Raw genomic sequence first — 26,403 nt, forward strand, 5'->3', positions numbered from 1 at the left:
TAAAACTTTTAATTTACAGAGACAAAATAGCAACCTGAATTTAAAATAAGTAGTATAAATAACTTACTCGTATACTAAATAATGAATAAAATAATCCTCATTACCATAGGCTTACTTAGTCAATTACTTTGGGCTCAAGCTCCTACTCCATTTGATAAAATCATAATGGAATACAACTATGAATTGGAATCAGGAAGACGTAAAGGTGTTTTTTATAAAGCTGAAATTGTAGCAATTGTAGTAGCTCAAGATGGCAAATATTACTTAGAAAAAAACAGTCAAACCACAAGAAAATTCGATGGCAGCAATCGAAAAACCAGAACAATTGAACTCCAAAAGCGGCGCATCATAAACAATGAAATTTGCACTGCATTATTTGTTGAAATGAATACCAATAAGGATAATTTTACTTCTGAATACCTCAAACCAAGACTTGAAAGACCCAAAAAAAAGGTAATTAAAAAATGTTTAAAAGATAAACTGGCATTTCTAAAATTTGAGAAGAAAAGAATCAATAAAAAACTACAACGTGAAATAAAAAAAGAGGTGCTCCAACTTACAAACTTTGATGAGTTCATAGCAGATGAAAAACCAAAACCCAACGAATTGTATGGCATGGCCGACGGACGAGTATCCTTAACTATTAAGTTTATCCAAAAGAAGGATACGTTGCACTACACTGCAGCAACCTTTCATCAATGCGGTCAACCAATACACAATCTAAAAAGTACCTCTGAAAAATTAAAAATTGTAAATTTAGATGTGAACAAAATTATCCAAAAAATAGTACCAAAAAAATCGTACATCAATAAAGAATTTGAACTAAATACTATCACTGAAAAATACATTCGTTGGTATATAGATGCTAAACTTTAAAACGCTAAAAAAATCATTTAATTATATAAAATGAAAAGACATTATATATAAACCAACACTACTTTCGTTTTAGTATATTTGTACTACAAAGTCGAAAATTAGCAAGTACTATTAAGCAAGTCAATATTTTTTTAGGATGAAAAAACTACCCGTACTTTTATCATTTATTCTAATAGCAATCAACGGCTATTCACAACAAAAATCAAGTGCATCTTCGTCAGAACTACTGACTTTAAAAGAATTTGTAGAACGAACTAAGACCAAAAACGAAAACATCAAAAATGCAACGGATGTCAACGTAATGGTCAACGACGTCTTGATAGAAAACTTAAACGAATTCACCATAGATCCTAAAAATATTGCCCGAATGGAAATATTAATTCTTCCGAAAAAAGCCGAAGATGCGGAAGAACTAAAACCATCCATCATCATCACAACTAGAGTAAAATAATTACTTTAATTCCATAAAATAAAATCGTGCACCCATTGAAAGTGGCTTTTACTGCTGCTTTTAAATAGGAAATACCCCTTTCACATGAAAAAAATAGGTTTTCTAATAACGCTTTTACATTCGTTCATTGCACTAGCGCAACAAGAAATTACAGCAGACATTACCATCGACCAGTATTTGAATATTCAAGTCAATCAATATTTTGGTAACAAAACCAACGATACCTATTTATTTCCAAAAAACGTGTCGCTCAATCCGTTACAAGCCACTTATATTAAAGACAAATCGTCGCTTAAGGAATGTCAAATTCAAAATGTAAATGCAATTCAATTTGAAGTCATTACCAATAAAGAACAAGTATTTAAGGACTTTTTCATTATCGATTCAAAGTATGTAGGCATTAAAAGCAACGAGTTCTATAACCTTAAAAAATTCAATTTAAACATCACGTCGAATACGTTTCGATTAATTTTCCCAACCCAAGAAGACTTACAAGAAAAATATACCACAGCACCCAAAATAGTTGCCGGAGAATTCAACTCCTTTGAAAGTAATGGTTTTACTATATTTTACCTCGAATCGGAGAAGGAATATCTAGAAGAAATGAAAAAAGCGGCTATCGGAATGAGTCGTTCTTTCGATTACTATGCCACTTTTTTTGGAGTTAAAAGAAAACCCAAAATTGTATTTGCTCCAACCAATCAACCCAGCGAAACTACCGAAAACATCATTGTTTACAATTCTGATGTCGTAAAAGGAAAAAACAAAGAAAATACGATAGCACATGAAATAGCCCATATCTGGTTTGGTCAAGACGGCTTAATCATTAAAGAACGTCCTGTTATCGAAGGCATTACAGAGTTTCTTTCAATGCAATACAACATCACACAAAACGGTGAAAAGCAATTAGACAGGTCGATAAGCGAACGATTTTTCATGCTAGAAGGCAAAAGCAGTTTGAATGAAATAAACAAAAAGAACCTTACTTTTTCAGAAAACAATTTGCTGTCTTACAATTTAATTCCCATGTACCTCCATGCGCGAATGAATTCCAATCCTAATCTAATTAATGAAATCGTTGCAGTCTACCAACAGAAAATCGACAAAAGAAAAACCACTTTGGATGAAATAAATGCACTATTTCAGTCCAATGGAGTGCAAACAATAAATGCCACTGAGGCTTTTCCCGATGTTTATTTCGAAGAATTGCCTAATAATGAAGTTGCTATTTCCACAACTTCAGATGAACCGTTAGAAGTAGAAATTGGCATACTAACTCTAGATAATCTAAAAACTAAAAAAACACTAACTTTTTCTAAGGACCTAAATAAGCAAACAATCACAACCGAAAATACGAGTAGAATTACCATTGATCCCAATTATAAACTAATGCAAGTATCGCGATTGAACGATGTTTGGAATGCTAAAGACAAGATCCTCTTCAACCGAAACCGATACTTTTCAATTACTAGTAATCCACAAATGGCGGCGTTTGCTACAGCATTAACCGACTATTTAATAGGAACTACTACCAGTATTACTACTTATAATTTAACAACCCAGCTACAAAAAAATCTGGAGCAAATAAAAAAACAATTCGCAAAACATAAACTTTCGGGCGGTTCCGTTTCATTTTCAGCCAAAAGTAATATACTATATACATCCCTTGCCTTTATCGAAGAAGGTAAACGAGAAACAACCGTTATACGAATTAATTGCCAATTTGATACCAATCTAACTACAATCAATTCAATTAAGTTCAATTAAAATAAATCTGTACGCAATAAAGTTTCCATTCGCATCAAATTTATAGAAGTCCAACTATAACTTTAAACATAATGGTCTAAAAATAAAGATTATTGTAGTATTTTTGATTGCTAATTTTACGCATAACTCATAACTATGGAAACCTTTCAGCTGCAATTACTTCTTAAAATTATTGGCCTTGGATCAGCATCGGGCTTATTATTCAATAACGATATACTTCTTGCCATTGGCGACAACAGTTCTTTTCTGTACGAATACCATATGAATACTAAAGAACTACAAAAACATCCGCTGGTAGAAAATGCTTCAGATGCGGTTGCGAAAAAAGACAAACTAGACTTTGAAGCGGTAACACAATTCGATAATAAAATCTACCTTTTTGGATCGGGTTCCACCGAAAAACGAATGCAAATGATTACTGTTGATGCAACTTCTAAAAAAGTACTTGCAACAACCGATTTGAGTAATTTGTACGCATCCATGCAAAGTTTTGCAGAAATAAAACCTGAAGATTTTAATATTGAAGGTGTTGCCTACAACGGTGAAAACTGGTTTCTATTCAACCGCGGAAATGGAACCAACGGACAAAATGTAGTTTTTACAATTGGTGGCGCTAATTTAACCGACGATTTTTCAGTGGTATTCAACAAAATCAAATTGCCTAAAATTAAAGGCGTTCGATCAACCTTTACCGATGCATTATTGATTGATGATAAAATATATTTTCTAGCAACAGCAGAAGATACCGCAAACACCTATGACGACGGCGAGGTTTTAGGTAGCCTAATCGGACGAATAGATGCCACTACCATGAAACTGGATTTTACAAAAAAAATAACCGATTCGCATAAATTAGAAGGCATCGCATTAGCCAAAAAATCAGAAAAAGAATTGGAATTTATATTGTGCGAAGACAACGACACCGAATTACTAGAATCAAATATCTTCAAATTAACCATTACGCTCAAACCCTAATGCAAAAAAGTAGTAATTTTTAAAACAAAATTTTTAATTTTTTAATACAAATAATAAGAATTTTGTACATAAAAACAAATACCCCTGTTTTTTATTCAATAAGTTGTGAAATTCAGTTTGAATTATGTAAATTTGAACAAATCAAAACAACTTAACTATGAAACAAAAATTACTTATTTTTATTTTTTTATTAGCTTACAGCTATACTGGTTTTTCACAAAACAATTACCTGGATTTTGATGGCGTAAACGACAACGTAAACGTTACTGGATCAGAAAATGTGCTTGCCAATGCAACAGCAATAACATTGTCTTGTAAAGTTTACCCAAAAAGTACCTCTACAGGATTTCCCAACTTTGATGGTTTTGCTGGCTACAGAAATGAAACCAATTTCGATTTTTATATCGTACAATTAAATGCAACCGAAATTGAAGCGCGTTTTAGAAATTCAAGCGGCGTTGCCTATAGTATTAGTTATACTGGTTTGGTACCAAATCAATGGAATCACTTCTTTCTGGTTTACGATGGTGCTTTACTCAAACTGTATTCGGGTACAACAATGGTAGGAAGCATTGCAGCATCTGGTTCTGCGCCAACCTCTAACAGTTTGACTTTCAAGATTGGTTTAGTTCAGTTCCAAGCCTTTAGTTGGTATCACAATGGTTATATAGACGAAGTTAGCCTATGGAATAAAGGTTTAACTGCAACAGAAATTGCAACTATCATTGCTAATAATGGTGATATTGCCAATCCACTAAGCGAAAATAATTTAAAACTGTATTACAAGTTCAATCAAGGAATTCCATATGGCACCAATACTGGTTTAACTTCACTAACAGATGAAAAAGCCACCGCTAACGGAACTTTAGCCAATTTTGCACTTACAGGAACTACTTCCAATTGGGGAAGTGCCACTTTAGCCAACACTACTTTCACTACTTCTAAAATTGAAGTATATCCTAATCCATCCTCTGAAATCATCAACTTTTCAGCAAGTACCGATATTAATTCTATTACAATCATGGATCTTTTTGGAAGAGTAGTTTTAGAAAAAAACGATGCTATTTCAAATCACCAATCAATCAACGTTAGCTCATTACAATCAGGCACTTACATTGCCATTATAAATAATGAAGTAAAACTGAAAATTCTAAAAAAATAAAATATCTTTACACATAGTACTTAAAGCTTATCGTTATGGTAAGCTTTTTTTGTTTTTTTTAAATTGTGTCCCAACCTTTTTATAAAAAAAGTACTCTTTATACAAAACACCTAGATTGTGATAAACGAAAACCTAATAAGTAAATGCAAAAAAATGCAACGCGAAGCGCAGCATGAAGTGTACAAGCTGCTTTCGCCTAAGTTGTACTACACTTGCAAACGGTATTTAAAAAAAGAAGAGGAAATAGAAGAAGTTCTTGCCGATGCCTTTTACACCATTTTTACCAAAATTGATCAACTTAAAGAAGTTAAAGCCTTTGAAGGTTGGGCAAGAAAAATAACAGTTAACTTGTGTTTGCTGCAATTGAAACGTAATGTGAATTTCAATTTGTATTTAGAAGACTCTAAGTTGTCCTTACAACCCGAGAGTGTAGCTGATACACATTTGGAAGAAGAAGATTTATTAAATCTGTTGAATTTTATTCCTGAAGGTTGCAAAACCATCTTCAATTTGTTTGCAATAGAAGGTTACAGCCACAAAGAAATCGCAACAATGTTGTCAATTTCAGAAGGTACATCAAAATCGCAATTGAATGCCGCAAAAACTAAATTACAGGTTCTGGTAAATAACTTGTATTATAAAAAAGCTAAATAAAGAAATGGAAAATCAAGATAAATTATTCTCACAATTTAAAAATGCAGCCGAAAAATCGGATGCCAAAGACTTTACAAATAGTGACAAAATTTGGAGTCGCATAGAAGACAAACTCGACCAAAAAGTTTGGAAAAAACAAACAAAAGTTTGGAAAAAAATTGCAATTGCTGCTTCTATTTTATTGGTTGGAACCTTAGTGTTCATTACATTACAACCAACCGAAATAAATAGTACACCTAGCAATTCAATTGTAAATACAGACACTTTGAAAAGCAAGAGCGTTATAGAAGATTCTAAAAGCAACAGTCTGGTTTTTACAGATACGGTATCGAAAAATGAAGCCGAAAAACAATTGCAAGAGCAAATAAAAAACCAACCACAAGTTGCAGTTGCAGATGAAGTAGTTCAAGAAGCAACGCTTTCTAGAAAAGATACACTATTAGAAAGTAAAACCTATTTGAATGCCGTTGAGAAAGCTGATAATAATTGGTTTAAACAAAATAACTTTGAATCTCGAAGTGTGACGCAAGTTGCTGTAGAACCAGAAGATTTAAAACCCAAACAAGCTAGCGCAAAATCAGCTAAAAAGGCTAAAAAAGAAGATCCACTTATGATTCTTGATGGAAATGTTACGGATAGAGATTTATATAAAATGTCCGACGACGAAGTCGAATCTATAGTAGAATTACCCGAACCTTTATACATTATAAACAGTATTTATTATACCGAAAAGGAATTATTTGGACCTAATCCAACTAGTCCGTATGCACCTTTGAACAAACAAAAAATTGAAACCATTTCGATTTTGCAACCCGAAAAAGCCATCACAATATATGGTAAAAAAGGAGAAAAAGGAATTGTAATTATCACTACCAAAGACGGTAAACCATTGCCGAAAAAGAAAGAGTAAAAAATATAACATCGTAAAATCAATAGTATGAAAAAGATTCTAGCACTTCTGTTTTTAATTACTTTTACTGCTTATTCACAAGAAATTATGGATGAAGCAGAATTAACTGCATTCTTGAATACCAATAATGATGGCAAGGAAATAAATATGGACAAGGAATTCATGAATGTTAACTATAAAACATATTTATTATCTGATTTATTTTCTAATAAAGTCAATGAAAGTGAACAAATACATGCCTTTGATTTGAGTAAAATAATCAACTATAGAACTAAAGAAAACGGCGATACTATTTCTTTAGAATTCATTTTTAGAAATAAAGAATCCATTCAAAAGACTGGTTTTAAACTGTTCACACTAAGTTTTAAAAAAGAAGAGAAAATCAAAATAGAAAAAACAATTACTACTTTAAAAACATATCAAAAAAAGTTTAGATAAATTTAATGGATACTTAAAACCCGATATTTCACAACCGAAATATCGGGTTTTAATATACTAGTTTAAAACATAGTTGAACAAATAAATACTTGATTAATTGGGTTGATTAAACGCCAAACTTATTGCTGTGCCTTGATCCACTTTACTCGTAATAGTCAACTTACAGTCTATTTTTTTTACAAGTTGCAATACCAATTGCAAACCCATTCCAATGCCTTTCTCATTATTGGTTCCGCGACTGGAAATGTATTTATGATTCCAAATATTCTGAATCATTTCGTCTGACATTCCTATTCCTGTATCGGATATTAATAAAATATTTTTCTCTAATTTGATCGAAATAGTTCCGTTAACTGGTGTGAATTTTATAGCATTCGAAACGATATTCCTAACAATAATAGTTACTATTTCTTGATTCGAAACGATTGTTTCTACCGACTTTAAAGAAAGTTGCACAGTAATATTTTTAGCATTACAGACATTTTTATGAATTTCTAAAACACCACAAATTAAGGATTCAAAATGTATTTCAGTCTCATTTTGTGCAATAACATTAAAATTTAATTTTGCCCAATTGAGCGTTGTTTCTAACATTTCTAACACCTGATTGGATTGTTCGTTAATCAATAAAATGAATTCAGAAAAATCAGATTGAGAAATTTCACTGTTGGACGCCATTTCCGAAATCGAAGTTAAATTGGCAATTGGTCCTCGCAAATCGTGTCCTAATACCGACAACATGCGTTCGTTGTTTTCATTGGTACGCTTCAAATTTTCTTGCAGTACAATTTCTTTATCAACATCTATAAATGCTACAACATGAAGCGTATTGATTACTGAAGCTTTAATTTCATACCACCGTTTAACGCCATTTTTACAAGTTACAAGCGATTGCATTTTAACAAATACTGTTCCTTCTTGCTGTGATTCAATTTCTTTTTTATCCCAAGACTCGATAACTTTTTTTCTATACGCATCATCAGGATAAGCGTGCTCGTACCATGTATCAATTGTAGGAATTTCATCATAAGAATATCCAATCTCTTCCAAAAACTTTTCGTTGAGAAAGGTATTCCAATGCACGTTATCTATAACTTCGGCAATGATAAATGGGTAAGGTAAGAAGTCTGCTACCTTTTGTAATTCAAATCTAGAAACTTGTAACTCATTACGGTCTTTCATGACAATGAAATCTTGTTTAAAATTACAAAGTAGTCTTTATTTTTGGGATACTTAGATAATTACTTCTCTATTTCACGAAGCGATTCCATTTTCTTGTGCGCCAAGAAACCTTTGATGTCTTCAAAATGTTCTTTGACACGTTTATTACCAAACTCAAAGACTTTGGTTGCCAAACCGTCAAGAAAATCTCTATCGTGCGAAACCAAGATTAAAGTCCCGTCAAAATCGCGCAACGCATCTTTAATAATGTCTTTGGTTTTCATATCCAAGTGATTGGATGGCTCATCCAGAATCAATAAATTTACTGGTTCTAGCAATAATTTAATCATTGCCAATCGTGTTTTTTCGCCTCCAGAAAGTACTTTTACTTTTTTAGTCACATCGTCTCCATGAAACATAAAAGCTCCAAGAATATTTTTTATTTGTGTCCTAACATCGCCAACTGCAATATTATCTATAGTTTCAAATATGGTGGCATTTTCATCTAATAATGATGCTTGATTTTGAGCAAAATAACCTATCATTGAATTGTGCCCTACTTCTACCGAACCACTATTGATTTCAATTTCCTTCATAATGGCTTTAATCATGGTGGACTTTCCTTCACCATTTTTACCAACAAAAGCAACTTTATCACCACGCTCAATAACAATATTGGCATCCTTAAAAATCAATTTATCGCCGTACGATTTTTCTAAATCTTTCACAATCACAGGATACTGACCTGAACGAATTGCTGGTGGAAATTTTAATTTTAAAGCTGATGTATCTACTTCATCAACTTGCACTAAAACTAGTTTTTCGAGCATTTTAACTCTCGATTGCACCGCGTCGGTTTTAGAGAAAGTTCCTTTAAAACGATCAATAAAAGTTTGATTGTCAGCAATCATTCTTTGTTGTTCGTCGTATGCTTTTTGCTGGTGAATACGTCGGTCTTTTCTAAGTTCTAAGTAGTGTGTATATTTGGCTTTGTAATCGTAAATTCTTCCCATAGTAACTTCAATAGTTCTATTGGTAATATTGTCTACAAAGGCTCTATCGTGTGAAATTACAACCACAGCTTTTGCCGAATTGATTAAGAAATCCTCCAACCACTGAATACTTTCAATATCCATGTGATTGGTTGGCTCATCTAATAAAATAAGATCAGGTTTACGCAATAATATTTTTGCTAATTCAATTCGCATTCTCCAACCACCTGAAAACTCCGATGTTTGACGGTTAAAATCTTCTCTGTCAAACCCTAAACCAACTAAAATTTTCTCAACTTCGGCTTCATAATTAATCTCTTCGATGGCATAAAATTTTTCGCTTAAGTCAGAAACGCGTTCGATCAACTTCATGTATTCATCACTTTCATAATCCGTTCTGATAGTCAATTGTTCGTTGATTTCGTCAATTTCCGCTTTCATTTTGAAGATTTCACCAAATGCTTTTGATGCTTCTTCCATTACAGTTGCACCGTCATGCGTTAACAAATGCTGAGGCAAATAGGCCACAACAGCGTCTTTTGGTGTTGAAACATTTCCGGTTGAAGGTTTACTTTCGCCAGCAATTATCTTTAAAAGTGTTGATTTTCCAGCACCATTTTTACCCATTAAGGCAATTTTATCATTTTCATTGATAGCAAAAGAAACATCGCTAAATAAAGTAGTTCCTCCGAAATTTACGGAAATATCGTTAACTGTAATCATCTTAGATTTTTAGATTGTATGATAATTTAATTATCAAATTTTTTTTTGAAGGTGCAAAGATAGATTTTTTGAAGGATTATTTTATATCCGAACTTTCAATTATCTTTATTAATTCTGCTTGTTTTGGTGAAACCGCTTTAAACCCGCAATAAACAGGCAATTTTGACAGATGCATTTCATAATTTTCAAATTGAATTTTATATAATTTGAACTTTAAATAAAAATATAAAGTTTCATTATCTAAAACTTGTAACTTTTCCAAATCCATTTTCTCTATTTTGTATTCGGAGTTTAGATTATTAATGTCTGTAATGTATTTTTTGAACGATTCAATTTTTTCTTCCTTATTTGTAACTTTTAAATTTATAAATAGTTTATCAAACTTTTTTGCTAAACTATTCAGAGTATCAAAATTTTCCGACTTACGACCGTAATCATAATACCTAGAAGCTATTGTAGCGGCAATTTTTTTATTCTCGTTTTCATAAAAAGTTGAAGTTTCTTTTAAGTTTTCGAGAAAGATACTTTCAACTGTAAACTTTTCTTTTTTGCATGAAAAGCTTATTAGAAGTATAAAAATTATGACTATTTTTTTCATTTGAGTTTAATTTTCTAAAATCATTTTCAACTTCTCTTTAAAATATTCATTATTGTTTATTCCCAAATGACCTTGATTTTCCAGCACAAAAAAAGCATCAGTTGGTTTTAATAATTTTTGCAGTCTTGTGGAATTTTCGATAGAAATTAACTGATCTTGATTGCCATGAAAGATAACTATTGGCACTTTTACTTTTGTAATATATTTATCAGTTTCAAACTGAAATTTCTTTAAAAAATCAGGAAAATATGGTGCTCGTGAAGTAGAAAATTCTAAAAAATTATAATAGGGCGCTTGAAGAATTAGTTTGTTTGGATTTTTTATAGAGGCTAAATAGGTTGCCAATCCAGTTCCGATAGAATATCCAATAATGATTGTTTCTTTATATTTATATTTATATTTCAATTTTACTTTGTCGTATACGATAGAAATATCTTTAAAAACCTGTTCTTGATTTTCAATTTGTCCTTCGCTTTTTCCAAAACCACGATAATCTAATATAAAAATATCGTACCCCAAATTGGTATAAACCTCAGCACAATTTCCCCAAGAATCTAGCGCACCAGCATTTCCGTGAAGATAAAAAATTAGTCCTTTTGGGTTTGAACTCTTAAATAATAATCCGTTAATCTTTTTATTATCGAATGAAGGAATATTTAATTCTTCAAATTTCTGATTGAATTCAAACTTATAGTTTTCAGGAAGCTTGTTGGCAATAAAAACCATTCCGGCTTGGTTGAAATAAATGTAACTCACGTAGAGCAAGTAAATTACACCAAAGAAAGTAAAAAGTGAAAAAAATACAAATCGGATGGCTTTCATCGAAATTTATTTAAAATATTTCAATACAATCAATCTAAAACAAAATGATCGAAATCGTTTTGCATTGGAACAATATAAATTCGTTCCCAAATTTCACCTTCGATAATTTTCCACGAGTGTCCTTCGCCTTCGGTATCTTTGGCTACTAAAATAATTCCAGGTTCAATAATGAACGTTGCTCCTTCTGAAGTAGTAAATTCTAATTTACCCTTCAATGTAACCACAAACTGATATCGTGGTGCAGTATGTTGCCTTTGTTGGTAGGGCTCAATTTTAGTTTGAATATTGAAATATTCAACTTCAATTTTATGATATTCGGGTAACGTTCCTTTTTGAAAATAGGAGTTTCCAAGATCATCATGAAGTAATCGAATAGCTTTCATAAAAAATCTACTAGATGTTCAATCTAAACTCCTCAATTATCGGATTGGCTTTACCAAAAACGGTTTCTTGTATAAACAATTCGACGGCTAAATCCGAAGTCCCAAATCCAGCTAATCTTCCAGATTGTATGTTGTCTTTTTGCAAAACGTCAATGCCTTTTTCTTCTAATTTTTCTTTTAGTCCTAATGCTAAAATTTCGCTTCCTGAAAATATTTTTATTAAACCCATTTTGTCTATAATGTATTGTTGTATAATGTAGTATTGTAAATTAAAGAATAAGATTTCAATGGAACGACAAGTCGCAATCAAAAAATCTGAAATCTAAAATCTATTCCTCGTCTTCCATTTCGAAAAAGAGTGGTTCGATCATGATTTTATCGGCTAAAACCGCTACTCGTTCTGTGATTTCTGAACAAAAAAAGATGCGTTGCGTTTTTTCAATACTTGCCGAAAGACGCAATATTGTAGCATCCAAACGGTTTCTAAATAAAACATCGGCATCGTCAACAATAAACATTTTAATGGTATTGATGTTAAAACCAGCTGATGAAAATAAAGCGTTAATACGATTGGGTGTTCCTATAAGAATGTCTAATCCCATCGAAATGATGTTTTTGTCATAATCAATGTCGCCTTTATCGTGCGAACCAAAAATACTCAAATCGGTGTACGTTCCATATTTTAAGAAAAGTTCCTCCATTTCTAGCACTTTTTCTTTATTCTCTACAATAATAAGCGCTCGAGTACTTTCACCCATGGTTTTTTCCATGCGTTGAATGACATTTAAAACTATTGTAGTACTTTTTCCTGTTCCTTTTGTCGATTGAATTACGGCATCAGCACCACTTTTTATCGTTGAAAAAGTTTCTTGCTGCATTTCGTTGGCTTCGACCAAATCGTTTTCAATTAGTGCTTTTTGCAGGTTTGAGTTAATTTTTTTTAATTGCATTTTGTTTTGTTGTAAGTTATAAGTTCTATGTTTTAAGTTTGAGAAAACCTATAACTTAGAACATATAACGTTTTTATTTACTTGCGAACAATTTTACATCGTTTTCAGAAATTTCGGTTCCGCCTAGAATAATCAATCGTTCTACAACATTTCTTAATTCACGAATATTACCTGTCCAATCGTATTCTTGCAGTAATTTTATGGCTTCCGCTGAAAATGTTTTTTGCGCATTTCCTTGCTCTTCGGCTATTTTTACAGCAAAATGTTCAAGCAACAAAGGTATGTCATCGCGACGGTCATTCAATGCAGGAACCTTAATTAATATTACGGCCAACCTGTGGTATAAATCTTCACGGAAACGTCCTTCTTCGATTTCTTTTTTCAAATCTTTGTTGGTTGCGGCAACAACACGAACGTTGACTTTGATGTCTTTGTCGGCACCAACACGCTGAATTAAACTTTCTTGCAAAGCACGTAAAACCTTGGCTTGAGCTGCCAAACTCATATCACCAATTTCGTCAAGAAAAATGGTTCCGCCATCGGCAGCTTCAAATTTCCCTGCGCGATCTTTTACAGCTGATGTAAAGGCGCCTTTTACGTGGCCAAATAATTCACTTTCGATTAATTCGGAAGGAATTGCGGCACAATTTACTTCGATAATTGGAAAATTTGCACGTTCGCTTTTTTCATGTAATTGATGTGCAACAAGTTCTTTTCCAGTTCCGTTTGGTCCTGTAATTAAAACGCGCGCATCGGTGGTGGCAACTTTTTCTATTATTGCTTTTATGTGATTGATTGGTTCTGAATTCCCAATCATTTCGTAGTTTTTACTGACTTTTTTCTTCAGAATTTTGTTTTCTACTACGAGTTGTTTTTTATCTAATGCGTTGCGAACGGTGTTTAAAAGTCGGTTCAAATCGGGTGGTTTTGATATGTAATCAAAAGCTCCAAGACGCATGGTGTTGATTGCAGTTTCCATATCGCCATGCCCGGAAATCATTACCATTGGAATTTCTGGTTTGATTTTTTTAACGGCTTCCAGCAGTTCTTCTCCGTCCATTTTTGGCATTTTGATGTCGCACAAAACCAAATCGTAATCGGTATTTTTTATTTTTTCGTAGCCTTGAACACCGTCTTCGGCTTCTTCTACTTGATAGGTATCACTTTCTTCAGAAAGTATTTTGGTTAAGACTCTTCGAATTGATGCTTCGTCTTCTATGATTAGTATTTTCGGCATTTTTTTTGTTGTAAGTTATGCGTTGTGGGTTGTATCTTTTTACAAAGTTAATGAAAATATTTTCTTTTGTCTAGCAAAGACACAAAGTCGCAAAAAGGCACTATTCTTTACTTTTTATAATTTGATTAAACACAAAAATGGAATTTCATTTAGCCCTGATTACTTCACGTTGCTTTTATTTTCATTTGTGTTCAGTGAACTACGTTTGGAGCAAATATCTTTTTTCTTTTTTCTTTAAAAAGGAAAAGATAGTGCGGAAAGCAGGAATTACCATTGTAGATAAAGACCGAACCATTTGCTTCTAATATTTAAGCCATTTATATAATTCTTTCCAAGTTGGTTTCTTGCCGTACATTAAAATTCCGACGCGGTAAATTTTGGATGCAAACCAAACAACGAGGAAAAATGTGGCGAAAAGTAAGGTGATGGAAAGTGCGATTTGCCAAAGCGGTACGCCAAACGGAATTCGCATCATCATGACGATTGGCGAGGTTAACGGTATCATTGAAAATACCGTTGCAACGGTACCGTGCGGATCGTTTATGACGGTGAAGAAACCAATATAAACTCCTAATATTAAAGGCATTATAATTGGAAGCAGAAATTGTTGTGAATCGGTTTCGTTATCAACAGCTGCGCCAATTGACGCGTAAAATGAACTGTAGAGAAAATAGCCACCAATGAAATAAATGATGAAGGAAATTAGAATTGTAGCAATTGGAAGGTTCCAAATTTCTTTAAGATACATTTGAACATCACCGCCCATTTCTTGCTGTGCGGCTTGCATGGCTTGGGCTTGCGCTGCAGTATTGGAACCCAATTGTACTCCGAAAACTGCTGATAAAATGAACATTGCGGTTAAACCTAGAAGTGCCCAAATTAAAAATTGCAAAATTCCGGCAAGCGATGTACCAATGATTTTACCCATCATGAGTTGAAATGGCTTTACAGATGAAATAATGATTTCTATAATTCTAGAGGTTTTTTCTTCGATTACGCTTCGCATGACCATGTTTCCGTAAAGAATTATGAACATCATGATAAGGTAACCGAATGCGCCACCGATAATGATTTTGATTTCGTTCAATCCCTTTAATGTTTCTTCACCAGAGGCTTTGGTAAGATTGATATCAATTTTGGCTTCGGCATTTTTAATTACTAAAGTGTCTAAACCCGATTTTTGATAGTTTTCTTGTGTTAGTTTTTGCGCAATAACATTTTGTAATTCTTCAATAAAAAATGCACTCGGACTTTCGTTGGAAATGTATTGAATTTCTTTTTCCAGTGCTTTATAATTACTTGTTTTTGGTATGATTAACAAGCCTTCGTAGGATTCTTTAACGATGCTGTCTTTTACAATTTGAACTGGAAGTGGCGTTACATCAAGGTATTTATATTCTTCATCGCTTTTGAATTGGTTTACAAATAAACCCGATTCGTCGTGAATTGCAATGGTTTTAAGATCGGATTTCATTGTGCTTAAATAGCCAACAAATACGCCGATTGCAACGAATAATAGCGGACTTAAAAATGTCATTACCATGAACGATTTATTGCGGACTTTAGCCACAAATTCTCTTTTTATTATTAAGGATAGTATACTCATTTTGTTATAGATTAATGGATTGTTGGAAAGTTGGATTTTTAGACTTTAGTTGGATTTTTGGACTTTTAAAATTTTAGTCCAAAAATGTAAAAATCTCACAATCTAATCAGTTACTGTTTTAATAAAAATATCGTTGACACTTGGAATTTTTTCCATGAAATGGGTTACTTGACCACGCTGAATTAAGCTATTGAGCAATTCATTTGGCGTTGCGTTTCCTAAATTGATTTCGAGTTTCAACTCGTCGTTAAGTGACTTGAAATTGGTTTGTGAAAGTGTAAATTTCTGCGTTAAATCGTACATCAAACCCTCTACATTATCGGTTAGAATTCCTACTTCGAAACTGTTGGTTCGAAATTGTTTTTTCACGTCGGTAAGCTTTCCTTCTATTAATTTATTGGATTTGTGAATTAACGCTATATGATCGCAAAGTTCTTCAACGCTTTCCATACGGTGCGTTGAGAAAATTATTGAGGTTCCTTGCTTGTTTAACTCTATTAATTCGTCCTTTATTAAATTTGCATTTACTGGATCAAATCCTGAGAAAGGTTCGTCTAGAATTAACAATTTGGGTTTGTGAAGTACGGTTACTACAAACTGTATTTTCTGAGCCATTCCTTTAGAAAGTTCCTGAATTTTTTTGTTCCACCAGCCTTGAATTTCTAATTTATTAAACCAATAATCCAGTTGCGTTTTCGCTTCTTTTTTAGACAATCCTTTTAGTTGCGCTAGATATAGACATTGCTCTCCAACTTTCATCGTTTTGTATAAGCCACGTTCTTCTGGCATGTAACCAATGTACTGAACGTGTTTTGGATCTAGTTTTTCTCCATCCAATATAATTTCGCCAGAATCGGGTAAGGTAATTTGGTTGATAATTCTTATTAAAGATGTTTTTCCTGCGCCATTTGGACCAAGTAAACCGTAAATACTTCCTTTGGGAATGGACAATGAAACCTCGTTTAAAGCAGTATAATCGCCATAGGTTTTGACTACTTTATTAACTTCAAGAATTGAACTCATGAGAACTGTTTATTTGTGTAAAAGTACGGTATTAGTAGTTAATTTAAAATTAATGTTACAAAAAAAAACCCACCCAAGTTTTGACACAAGGATGGGAAAAATTGCTATGAAAAAGAAATTACTAGTTTCCTAGTAATACTCCAAATGTATAATTAATTTTTAGATTATGAAAACATATCTTTCACTTTTTCAAAAAAAGATTTATCGGTCTTTTCTGGATGTGGTTTAAAATTGTCGTCATCTATTGATTTTTCAAAGAATTGGCGTTGTTCTTTACTTAAAGTTTTTGGTGTCCAAACGTTTACGTGAACAAGCAAATCACCGCTTCCGTAACCATTTAGGCTCGGAATTCCTTTGCCTTTAAGACGTAAAATCTTACCCGATTGAATTCCTTCCTCTAATTTTATTCTCACTTTTCCATTTACCGCTTCAATATCTTTAGAAACACCTAAAGCTGCTTCTGGAAAGCTTACATATAAATCATAATGAAGATTTTCGCCTTCACGTTTTAAAAATTCATGTTCAATTTCTTCGATTGCAACAATTAAATCTCCTGCAATTCCGTTTCCTGGAGCGTCATTTCCTTTGCCAGACACTTTAAGTTGCATACCGTCAACTACTCCAGCTGGAATTTTGATTGAAACAGTTTCGTCTTCAAGAGTCATTCCTTGTGAATCTGCATTGGCTGGTTTGCTTTCTATAGTTTGGCCCGAACCACCACAAGTAGGACAAGTCGTTGCCGATTGCATTCTACCCAAAATAGTGTTGGTTACACGCAAAACCTGACCTTGCCCATTACAAGCAGAACACGTTTTATATTTTACTCCTGCTGCCTGAATTTTACGTTTTACTTTAACTTTTTTCTCGACACCATTAGCTATTTCTTCTAAGGTAAGTTTTACTTTTATACGAAGGTTGCTTCCTTTAACGCGGCGTTGACCTCCAGAGTTTCCTCCAAAACCTCCAAAACCACCAGCGCCACCAAAAATATCACCGAACTGGCTGAAAATATCATCCATATTCATGTGTCCGCCGCCACCAAAACCACCATTTCCATCAAAAGCTTGATGTCCGTATTGGTCGTATTTGGCTTTCTTTTGCGGATCGCCTAGAATTTCGTAAGCTTCGGCGGCTTGTTTAAAACTTTCTTCTGCCGCTGCATTACCTGGATTTTTATCTGGGTGAAATTCGATAGCTTTTTTTCGGTAGGCTTTTTTAATTTCGGCTTCGGTAGCTGATTTAGTTATACCTAGTATTTCGTAATAATCTTTTTTCATTTTTAAGTATTGATTTAATGCAGAAAAATTAATTTCCGATTACAACTTTTGGATAACGAATAATTTTATCTCCAAGTTTGTATCCTTTTTCTAGAACGTCTACGATTTTACCTTTTAGTTTATCGCTAGGTGCTGGAATTTGTGTGATGGCTTCGGCATAATCTGCATTGAAAGCATCACCGGCGCGAACTTCTATTTGTTCTAATCCTTTAGAAACTAAAGTTGATTTTAGTTTTTCGTGAATTAATTCTACTCCTTTTAAAAGCAATTCGTCTTCAGTTTTTGCAATTTCTATCATGGCTCTGTCAAAATCGTCAAGAACTGGCAATAATGCTTGTAAAACTTCTTGATTGGCAGTTTTAAAAAGATCGATTCTTTCTTTGGTTGTGCGTTTTTTATAGTTTTCAAATTCAGCAAAAAGACGAATGAATTTGTCTTTTTCGGCTGCTAAATCTTGTGATAATTGTTCTTCAACGGAAAGCTCTACGGCTTGTTCTTGTTGATCTACAGTGTTTTCTAAAACGGTTTCTTCAGTAACTTGTTCGTTTTGTGAGTTTTCTGTATTCATTGTGTTTTTATTTTTTTTATTTGGAAAAATATTCTTGAATTTCATCATTTTGTTTTGAATTGCAAAAGTACTGCCATTTGTCTAAAAATGTCAAATTGTCAGAAATTATTTTTTAGACAGATTGTTTTGTAGGTAAGATTTTAAAACCTAAAGATTGTTGAATAGCCCTGATTGCAACGGTAGCTCGCGGTTTTTTTACCGCCACTACAAGTGGAAAGCAGGAATACGGTTGGTTGAAAAAGCCCGAACCATTTGCTCCAAAAAAAAATAAAACTTTAATATAATTTTATGACTATTACGTTTTCGGAATGTGTATATTTGGAATATAAAAGGTTTATGATTTGGCCGAAAGGCTATAAAATAGTATTAATTCACATTATTATTTGAAAAAAGTTCCAGCGTAAAACTGGAACTTTTTTTATTTTATGATTTCGTCTAGCGCTTGTTCGACTGTGGGATATTGATATTGGAATGCGAGTTCTTGTGCGCGTTTTGGAATTATATTTTTATCATTAAATAATAAAATGTGCATGTCGCCAAGAATTAGTTTCATGACAAATTGCGGAATGTTGGGCAACCAAAGCGGCTTGTGTAATTTTTTGGCCAGTAATTTTGTAAGATTTTGATTGGTAATTGTTTGTGGTGCTACTGCGTTTATAATTCCTTCTATTTCATTTTTGATTATAAAATGGTATAAATTGGCAATATCGGTTAGGTGAATCCAGGTTTGCACTTGTTTACCTGAACCAAATCCTGAACCAACGCCCATTTTTATAGGTTTGATCATCTCTAATAATGCGCCACCTTTATCGGAATACACTACGCCTGTCCGAAGTTTTGCAACTTTTAGATTTAGCAATTTAAATTGGTCGATACTTTCTTCCCAACGTACTACGACATTGGCGAGAAAACTATTTTCTACTTCTTTAGACGATTCATCGTAAACTGCTGTTGGACTATCTGGATAAATAGCTGTTCCTGAAGCGGAAACTATATGCTTTACTTGATGTTGCGTTTTCTTTAACAAACCAAATAAAAGGTGTGCCGATAAAACGCGACTTTCTATAAGTTCTTGTTTATAGGAATTTGTCCATCGTTTCGAGATTGATGATCCTGCAAGATGTACAATAACGTCTACCTCTTGAATGCAGTTTTCATCTATTTTACCTTCTTGAGGATTCCAATAAAAGCCTTTATAATTGGGTTTGTCTTCAATTTTATTTCTGTCGGTGGTTAAATAATGTACAGTATTGTTATGCTGTAAAAGTACTTTTACCAACTCTGAACCTATTAATCCTGTTGCACCTGTTATTAAAATTTTCATTTTTGGAATTTTTGTAATAAGCCAAAGTTACGAGTAACTTATTAAAATTTTACGTTAATTGGTATTGGTTTAACTTTTGTTCATAATTGTCGATATTGATAAAAAAGAAAAAATCCCAATTTTCATTGAGATCTTTTTTATAAAAAGCTATTATTTTTTATTGTCCAGAAACACTTCCGCCTGATGTTTCCTCTTTTACAATTTTTTTAGGTCTGCCTTTGTAATCAATAGAACTTCCGCTCGATGCTTTGGCGTCTAACAAAACTATGGCATTTACATCAGACGAACTTCCGCTTGTGGATTGTGCATAAACTTCGTTTGCTTCCAAATTTTGAGCATCTAATTCACTACCGCTGCTCGATCTTGACGAAAATTTAAGTGCTTTTCCAGACAGTTTTGTAGTGCTTCCGCTGGTGGTTTCGGCGTCTACTTCGTCAAATTCTATGGTTGCGTCTACTTCACTTCCGCTACTTGATTTTAATTTGATTGAAGTTCCTCTGAGAACATTATTGGTATGTATATTAGAACCGCTTGTTGATGATAATCCTTCTACAATTGGCATTTTTACACGTACAAGTTCGGCTTCGGCAGAATCTATACTTTCATTTACTGATATTTCTAAGGTTCCATTTACAACGTTGGTGGTGATGTATTGTAGCAAATTAGAATCGGCTTCAACCTCAACCGAAGTGGTTTCAGATTGCTCTACAATTACTTCGATACCGCTACTTGCTTCAATTTTGGTAAACTTCTCGGTGATGTTTCTGGTTTCAGTTTTCACATCACCGTTTCCGTCAATTCCATCATTGAAATTAAAATTACAAGAGGTAAATAAAATTGCTGCAATTGCAATTACAAGTATTTTAGTGCAAAGGATTATAAATTTTATCATGACTATTTAGTTTTAATTATTATTCCGTTTTCGTCTTTTACTAATCTTCCAGGTGTTCCAACTTTATTGGTAGTTACTTCTACTCCATTTATTTTTACAGAAACAGTGTTGGTAGAATCGTTTTCTTTAGAAATATTAATTTCCTCAGCGGTAGTATCCTCATCATTTTCCACATCGTTGTACTCGTTTTCATAGTCAGGACAATTTAAACATTTTACCTGAGAACTTCCTACTTTATAAATGTAATCTTCTGAACTGTAGTGCAAATTAAAGAATTGGTCGTCTGAACGGTCAAAGTTTTCAATAGAATTATCAGGTTTCAAAATTGTACCTTTTGGTAAGTAAAGAAAAAGTTCCACATTTTGATTTCTAAATTTATTTTTAATATCGGTAATCAAATAATTATCCAATACCAGTTGATTTCCTTGAATTTTATAACCATACTTAATTTTTTCAGCTCTATTTTTAGCTTCTAACGATGTTTTTCCAACTGATAATTTTTCAATTTGAAGGTAAGGTAACTTTTCATCAGTAGGCATAATTTCGATTGTAACCTCGTTAGAGTAAATAATTTCTTGATTATTTTCGTCTTGAGTTAATCGAAAATCGTCTCTATCGTTTACATTTTTAGAATAGAAATCGTTGTTTTTAAACTTAACGTATAAGGTATCGTTAGGATTGATGTTAATTATCTCTTTCTGAACTACTTTTCCATCATAAGCAATTTGAGTAGCTTCGTTTATTCCTAATGAAATTAGTATTCCAACAGCAATAATCCAAATGGCAAGTAAGCTGTATTTCGCTAAATTTCCTATCGATTTTAAATTGGTTACTAATAATTTTAATCCTAAAATAAGTAAGAAAAAGAACGGTATTCCGAAAGCTAGTAAGAACAAAATTCCTTGAACCCAAAGTGGTGTTTCTAAACCAATTGGTGTATTAAAGTGGTTTAAAATAGTATTTTCTGGCAATGATGATGAAAACATCAATATTATTGAGGCAATACAGATTCCGAATAATGAAATGGATGAAAAAACCACCATTAAAGCGCCTAATACTTTAGCAAATGCCCCAAAAACTTTTACAAGAGCATCTCCTATTTTGCTTCCAGCGTTTTCAGTATTTGCTCTAATTTGGTTTCCCATTTTATCGTAATCTACACTTTTAAATTTATTGGTTACGTTATCAAATTCTTCTCTAACTTTTCTTTCAATATTAGAAATTGTTACTGGTTCGCCAGTCATTTCAAGCTTTTCAGATGTTGTAATTGCTTTTGGAGTAGCTATCCACAGTACGAAGTAGGCAACAATTCCGGTTCCAAAACCTGCAAAAACGAATATTAAAAACAATATCTTAATCCATACGGCATCAACTCCAAAATAATGTCCAAGTCCTGTACAAACTCCACCAATTAAACCTCTGTCTTTATCGCGGTATAATTTTTTTCTTTTTAGATTTGAAAAGTTTTCAGAAGCATTGGTATCGTTAGAATCATCGTCAATTCGATAATCTTCGGGTTGTCCCATAACCGCAACAACTTCATCAACATCTTTATTATTAATTACGTGTTTGTCGCTTTTTTGCTTTTCTGTAAGCAATTCGGCAACACGCATTTCGATGTCTTTCATGATTTCATCTTTACCAGAAGAATTTGAAAGTGAACGTTTTATAGCATCAAAATATCTTGATAATTTTTGGTATGCATCTTCATCTATGTGAAAAAATAAACCACCTATATTAATATTTACTGTTTTGTTCATGATTGTTAGTTTTGATTTGTGATTATGTTTACGGCATCAGATAATTCTTTCCAAGTACCATTTAATTCGGTTAAAAATGTTTTTCCTAATTCGGTTAGTCCATAATACTTTCTTGGCGGACCCGAAGTTGATTCTTCCCAACGGTAGTTTAACAAACCGTCATTTTTTAATCTTGTCAATAGCGGATAAACGGTTCCTTCTACTACAAGCAATTTAGCGTTTTTTAAGGTATCTAAAATCTCTGAAGTGTAGGCATCTTTTTCTTTTAGTACAGAAAGTATGCAGAACTCAAGAACTCCTTTACGCATTTGCGCTTTTGTGTTTTCGATATTCATAATTTTTTTCTAATTTTTTGTATCTGATGATTGGTCAGATGTGATTAAACTTTTCATTTTTTGATGTGATTTATTGATGATTGAAACTCGGTAATTTTATTTGAAAAATGGTATTGATAATGGATACTTATAATTTTCTCCGTTGGATGTTTTAACAGCGGCATATATAATAAGGAAGAACTCCATAATTTTCATGAAAAAGAAAACCAATACTGCAACAATTGCGATTACAACTATACCAGTTAAATTTCCGGTGGATAAATCGTGAAAATTAAAATTATGATCGTCTAATTTATAAAAATCAATGTTTTTAAAAACAGAATAAAGTAATGTTGGAACAGAAATTAATAATAATAACAAACTGTAAAGCAACATACTTAACTGAAAATTCAGCGTTTGCTTTCCGTTGTAATCAATAAATTCAGAATCGTTTTTCTTAGAACTCCATATTATAATTGGAAAAATATAATTTCCAAAAGGAATAAAATACTGAGTCAACGTACTCAGGTGCATTAATGTAGCGATGTTTTTTTCGTTAGTTGTCATGATGATTGATTTTTACTATTTGATTTATTTGATGATTACAATTTAGATTCTCAACAATACTATAGATAGACCATTAATTTCTTATACAAAGATACAACCTTAAAAAGGTATTATGCAATGCAAAGTACTTAATATTAACATATTTTTAACATTTAAGATTTTATATGAGTGCATAGTATTTTTTGTATATTTACATCTAAATCAATAAACAATGGCATTCACACCTTCAAAATTAAATACTTTTCTATTTTTCAAATTGCCTTCTGCTTTTATAAGTGGTGTTAGAGTACAATCTATTTCGGCAGAAAAATGTGTAGTCACTGTAAAACATCGTTGGATGAATCAAAATCCGTTTAAATCGATGTATTTTGCTGTACAAGCTATGGCTGCAGAACTTACAACTGGAGCATTAGTAATGTATCAGATCAAGGAAAGTGGCAAGAATATATCGATGTTGGTTGCCAACAACAAAGGAAATTTTACTAAGAAAGCCACAGGACGAATTACATTTACCTGTAACGACGGACATTTAATTAAAGAAGCAATCGAAAGAACAATTGCTTCCAGAGAAGGACAGACTTTCTGGATGAAATCTATTGGTGTGAACGAAAAAGGCGAGCAAGTTTCGGAGATGGATTTCGAATGGAGTGTTAGAATTAAGTAAAAATTCAAGGATAATTAGTATCTTTTGCTAAATTTGACAAAAAAAATTACAATGAAAAAGTTAGCTTGTCTTATCCTACTTCTTTTTGCGACTTCCATAACGTTTGCGCAAAAAAAAGAAAAAATAAAAGGATCCAAAATTGTAACTGTTGAAACAAAAAGTGTAGAAAGTTTCGACGCGATAGAAGTTGCAGATGATATAGAAGTTTTCTTAATTAAAGGAACCGAATGTGGTTTAGAAATAGAAGCTGACGACAATCTGCACGAGGCAATTCAAATCCAGATAAGTGGAAACATACTAAAGTTATCTGCTACTAAGAGTATCATTTCTGCTAAAAAATTTAGTGTGAAAGTTACGTATACTGATGCGTTCAAATCGGTAACTGCCAGAAACGATAGTAAAGTAAATGCTTTGACAGATTTAGAATTAGAAACTATTGAATTCAAAACATTCGATGCAGCTAAACTATTTTTGAATGTTAAATCGACCAATTTTGGATTGGTAATGGATGATAAATCGAAAGCTGAATTGAATTTAAAATCTGAAAACAGCAAAATTACCTTAAGTAAAAACGCTACCATAAAATCATTAATTAGATCAACCGACCTTACCTTTGACATGTATCAAAAATCGGATGCAATAATTGAAGGTGATTGTTCTACCATAAAACTAAGGCTAGATAATAATTCCAATTTTGTTGGCAAAAAACTTGTCGTGAAAACTGCCGATCTTACTACAGAAGGCTATACAAATGCAAGTTTACAAGTGGACAATTCAATTGTTATAGATGCGGTAGGAAAATCGGAAATTGAATTGTATGGCAATCAAAAAATCGAAATAAAACAGTTAAACGATAGCGCAGTGTTGCGAAAAAAGCCTGCGAAATAAAAAATAAAAATCCCGAACAAATCGGGATTTTTTTATGTTTAAAAACTAATGATTACTCTTTAGCAGCCAAATATCGTTCTGCATCCAACGCAGCCATACAACCTGTTCCAGCAGCTGTAATTGCTTGTCTGTAAACATGATCGGCAGCATCACCACCAACAAAAACTCCGGCAACATTGGTCTTAGAAGTTCCGGGAATATTGATAATATATCCTGTTTCATCAAGATTTAAGAAATCTTTAAAAATATCGGTGTTTGGTTTATGACCAATAGCTACGAAAAATCCAGTTGCAGGAATTTCGCTTACTTCACCGGTAGTTCTATTTTTAACTTTTACAGCGGTTACTACTTGTCCGTCACCAACTACTTCTTCAGTTTCGGTGTTTAATAGAATTTCGATGTTTTCTGTTTTGCGAACTCTTGCTTCCATAATTTTTGACGCTCTAAATTGCTCGCTACGAACTAACATGGTAACTTTTTTACACAATTTAGATAAATAATGTGCTTCTTCACAAGCAGAATCTCCTGCTCCAACTATTACAACTTCTTGATTTCTGTAGAAAAATCCGTCGCAAACTGCACATGCAGAAACGCCACCACCCATTTGTAAATAATGTTGCTCTGAAGGAATACCAAGATACTTAGCCGATGCTCCAGTAGAAATAATTATGGTTTCGGCATGAATTTCTTTATCATCTTGGATCCAAGCTTTATGAATTGGCCCAGAGAAATCAACTTTGGTAACCCAACCATCGCGCACATCGGTTCCGAAACGTTGAGCTTGCTCTTGCAGGTTAATCATCATTTCTGGTCCGGTAATTCCTTCTGGATTTCCTGGCCAATTTTCAACTTCATTAGTTGTAGTTAATTGTCCACCAGGTTGTGTTCCTTGGTATAAAACTGGAAACATATTGGCTCTAGATGCATAAATTGCCGCTGTATAACCAGCTGGACCAGAACCTATAATTAGGCATTTTACTTTTTCTATTGTATCTGACATAATTTTATATTTTTATCAAGTACAAAGGTAAGTTTTTATTAAAATAATTTTATGTAAAGTACACGACAAAAAACTATTTTATTATAAATTTTAATTATTACAATAAAAGATTTTGTGGAGTCATTTTTAGTATTATCTTTGCACTCGCTTTCGGGGTGTAGCGTAGCCCGGTTATCGCGCCTGCTTTGGGAGCAGGAGGCCGCAGGTTCGAATCCTGCCACCCCGACGAAAGAGTCTTTTCAATTATTTTGAAAAGACTTTTTTTATTTTACTATATTTTCGAAAACCATTTTCTAATAGCCCAGATGTAGTGGAAATCTTTTTTATTCATTTTTTTAATGAATAAAAAAATTGGGAACGAAAGCTGGAATTGCATATCTAAAAATGCCCAAGCCATTCGCTTCTAAAAATAAAAAAAACC

The 26,403-nt window shown here is 32.9% G+C and carries 28 protein-coding genes and 1 tRNA gene; 11 read left to right on the plus strand and 18 right to left on the minus strand.

What is annotated here, in order from left to right:
- The first annotated feature begins 81 nt into the window (after positions 1-81).
- The 8 genes from ACZ098_RS02105 (at position 82) to ACZ098_RS02140 (ending at position 7,233) form a co-directional block, all read left to right on the plus strand.
- Positions 82-876: a hypothetical protein gene (locus ACZ098_RS02105; protein WP_487310078.1), complete on the plus strand. Its 795-nt coding sequence runs from the start codon at positions 82-84 to the stop codon at positions 874-876.
- A gap of 136 nt (positions 877-1,012) precedes the next feature.
- Complete coding sequence (locus ACZ098_RS02110; protein WP_487310079.1) at positions 1,013-1,327, plus strand: hypothetical protein; 315 nt, start codon at positions 1,013-1,015, stop codon at positions 1,325-1,327.
- 84 nt (positions 1,328-1,411) lie between these two features.
- Positions 1,412-3,094, plus strand: a complete 1,683-nt coding sequence (locus ACZ098_RS02115; protein ID WP_487310080.1) for a hypothetical protein — start codon at positions 1,412-1,414, stop codon at positions 3,092-3,094.
- Positions 3,095-3,229: 135 nt separating this feature from the next.
- Entirely contained in the window at positions 3,230-4,069 is an 840-nt protein-coding gene (locus ACZ098_RS02120) for a DUF6929 family protein (protein ID WP_487310081.1), read from the plus strand.
- 157 nt (positions 4,070-4,226) lie between these two features.
- Positions 4,227-5,231, plus strand: a complete 1,005-nt coding sequence (locus tag ACZ098_RS02125; RefSeq protein ID WP_487310082.1) for a LamG-like jellyroll fold domain-containing protein — start codon at positions 4,227-4,229, stop codon at positions 5,229-5,231.
- A gap of 153 nt (positions 5,232-5,384) precedes the next feature.
- Entirely contained in the window at positions 5,385-5,885 is a 501-nt protein-coding gene (locus ACZ098_RS02130) for an RNA polymerase sigma factor (protein WP_487310083.1), read from the plus strand.
- A 4-nt stretch (positions 5,886-5,889) separates the two neighbouring features.
- Entirely contained in the window at positions 5,890-6,795 is a 906-nt protein-coding gene (locus ACZ098_RS02135; RefSeq protein WP_487310084.1) for a hypothetical protein, read from the plus strand.
- Between the two features lie 27 nt (positions 6,796-6,822).
- Complete coding sequence (locus ACZ098_RS02140; RefSeq protein WP_487310085.1) at positions 6,823-7,233, plus strand: hypothetical protein; 411 nt, start codon at positions 6,823-6,825, stop codon at positions 7,231-7,233.
- Positions 7,234-7,326: 93 nt separating this feature from the next.
- On the opposite strand, the gene ACZ098_RS02145 is transcribed toward ACZ098_RS02140, so the two are convergent.
- The 17 genes from ACZ098_RS02145 to ACZ098_RS02225 form a co-directional block, all read right to left on the minus strand.
- Positions 7,327-8,415: a sensor histidine kinase gene (locus tag ACZ098_RS02145; protein ID WP_487310086.1), complete on the minus strand. Its 1,089-nt coding sequence runs from the start codon at positions 8,413-8,415 to the stop codon at positions 7,327-7,329.
- A gap of 59 nt (positions 8,416-8,474) precedes the next feature.
- Positions 8,475-10,109, minus strand: coding sequence for an ABC-F family ATP-binding cassette domain-containing protein (locus ACZ098_RS02150; protein WP_487310087.1), 1,635 nt, complete (start codon positions 10,107-10,109; stop codon positions 8,475-8,477).
- 76 nt (positions 10,110-10,185) lie between these two features.
- The gene (locus ACZ098_RS02155; protein ID WP_487310088.1) at positions 10,186-10,707 is read right to left on the minus strand and encodes a hypothetical protein; all 522 of its coding nucleotides are present in this window, start codon (positions 10,705-10,707) and stop codon (positions 10,186-10,188) included.
- A 6-nt stretch (positions 10,708-10,713) separates the two neighbouring features.
- Entirely contained in the window at positions 10,714-11,529 is an 816-nt protein-coding gene (locus tag ACZ098_RS02160) for an alpha/beta hydrolase (RefSeq protein ID WP_487310089.1), read from the minus strand.
- A gap of 29 nt (positions 11,530-11,558) precedes the next feature.
- On the minus strand, positions 11,559-11,912 hold the full coding sequence (locus ACZ098_RS02165) for a cupin domain-containing protein (protein WP_487310090.1): 354 nt from the start codon (positions 11,910-11,912) through the stop codon (positions 11,559-11,561).
- 10 nt (positions 11,913-11,922) lie between these two features.
- Positions 11,923-12,141 (minus strand): putative signal transducing protein, encoded by a 219-nt coding sequence (locus ACZ098_RS02170; RefSeq protein WP_487310091.1) that lies wholly within the window; start codon positions 12,139-12,141, stop codon positions 11,923-11,925.
- A 100-nt stretch (positions 12,142-12,241) separates the two neighbouring features.
- Positions 12,242-12,862 carry a DEAD/DEAH box helicase gene (locus ACZ098_RS02175; RefSeq protein ID WP_487310092.1) on the minus strand — a complete coding sequence of 207 codons (621 nt, stop codon included), beginning with the start codon at positions 12,860-12,862 and terminating at the stop codon, positions 12,242-12,244.
- 73 nt (positions 12,863-12,935) lie between these two features.
- The gene (locus tag ACZ098_RS02180; protein WP_487310093.1) at positions 12,936-14,099 is read right to left on the minus strand and encodes a sigma-54-dependent transcriptional regulator; all 1,164 of its coding nucleotides are present in this window, start codon (positions 14,097-14,099) and stop codon (positions 12,936-12,938) included.
- Between the two features lie 301 nt (positions 14,100-14,400).
- Positions 14,401-15,705, minus strand: coding sequence for an ABC transporter permease (locus tag ACZ098_RS02185; RefSeq protein WP_487310094.1), 1,305 nt, complete (start codon positions 15,703-15,705; stop codon positions 14,401-14,403).
- A gap of 102 nt (positions 15,706-15,807) precedes the next feature.
- Entirely contained in the window at positions 15,808-16,728 is a 921-nt protein-coding gene (locus ACZ098_RS02190; protein WP_487310095.1) for an ABC transporter ATP-binding protein, read from the minus strand.
- A 164-nt stretch (positions 16,729-16,892) separates the two neighbouring features.
- Positions 16,893-18,005 (minus strand): molecular chaperone DnaJ, encoded by a 1,113-nt coding sequence (gene dnaJ, locus ACZ098_RS02195; protein WP_487310096.1) that lies wholly within the window; start codon positions 18,003-18,005, stop codon positions 16,893-16,895.
- Between the two features lie 28 nt (positions 18,006-18,033).
- Entirely contained in the window at positions 18,034-18,618 is a 585-nt protein-coding gene (locus ACZ098_RS02200; RefSeq protein ID WP_487310527.1) for a nucleotide exchange factor GrpE, read from the minus strand.
- A 373-nt stretch (positions 18,619-18,991) separates the two neighbouring features.
- Positions 18,992-19,897, minus strand: coding sequence for a TIGR01777 family oxidoreductase (locus tag ACZ098_RS02205; protein WP_487310097.1), 906 nt, complete (start codon positions 19,895-19,897; stop codon positions 18,992-18,994).
- A 157-nt stretch (positions 19,898-20,054) separates the two neighbouring features.
- Entirely contained in the window at positions 20,055-20,789 is a 735-nt protein-coding gene (locus ACZ098_RS02210) for a head GIN domain-containing protein (RefSeq protein ID WP_487310098.1), read from the minus strand.
- A gap of 2 nt (positions 20,790-20,791) precedes the next feature.
- Entirely contained in the window at positions 20,792-22,549 is a 1,758-nt protein-coding gene (locus ACZ098_RS02215) for a PspC domain-containing protein (RefSeq protein WP_487310099.1), read from the minus strand.
- Between the two features lie 5 nt (positions 22,550-22,554).
- The gene (locus ACZ098_RS02220) at positions 22,555-22,884 is read right to left on the minus strand and encodes a PadR family transcriptional regulator (protein WP_487310100.1); all 330 of its coding nucleotides are present in this window, start codon (positions 22,882-22,884) and stop codon (positions 22,555-22,557) included.
- 96 nt (positions 22,885-22,980) lie between these two features.
- The gene (locus tag ACZ098_RS02225) at positions 22,981-23,430 is read right to left on the minus strand and encodes a DUF4870 domain-containing protein (RefSeq protein WP_487310101.1); all 450 of its coding nucleotides are present in this window, start codon (positions 23,428-23,430) and stop codon (positions 22,981-22,983) included.
- Positions 23,431-23,641: 211 nt separating this feature from the next.
- Here ACZ098_RS02225 and ACZ098_RS02230 point away from each other — a divergent pair, with 211 nt between their 5' ends.
- The gene (locus tag ACZ098_RS02230) at positions 23,642-24,094 is read left to right on the plus strand and encodes a DUF4442 domain-containing protein (protein ID WP_487310102.1); all 453 of its coding nucleotides are present in this window, start codon (positions 23,642-23,644) and stop codon (positions 24,092-24,094) included.
- Positions 24,095-24,145: 51 nt separating this feature from the next.
- Positions 24,146-24,982, plus strand: a complete 837-nt coding sequence (locus ACZ098_RS02235) for a GIN domain-containing protein (RefSeq protein WP_487310103.1) — start codon at positions 24,146-24,148, stop codon at positions 24,980-24,982.
- Positions 24,983-25,034: 52 nt separating this feature from the next.
- On the opposite strand, the gene trxB is transcribed toward ACZ098_RS02235, so the two are convergent.
- Complete coding sequence (trxB, locus tag ACZ098_RS02240) at positions 25,035-25,982, minus strand: thioredoxin-disulfide reductase (RefSeq protein WP_487310104.1); 948 nt, start codon at positions 25,980-25,982, stop codon at positions 25,035-25,037.
- A 151-nt stretch (positions 25,983-26,133) separates the two neighbouring features.
- On the opposite strand from trxB, the gene ACZ098_RS02245 reads away from it, so the two are divergent.
- Positions 26,134-26,208, plus strand: a tRNA-Pro gene (locus ACZ098_RS02245).
- The last annotated feature ends 195 nt before the right edge of the window (positions 26,209-26,403 follow it).

The organism is Flavobacterium sp. SP2 (assembly GCF_057626655.1).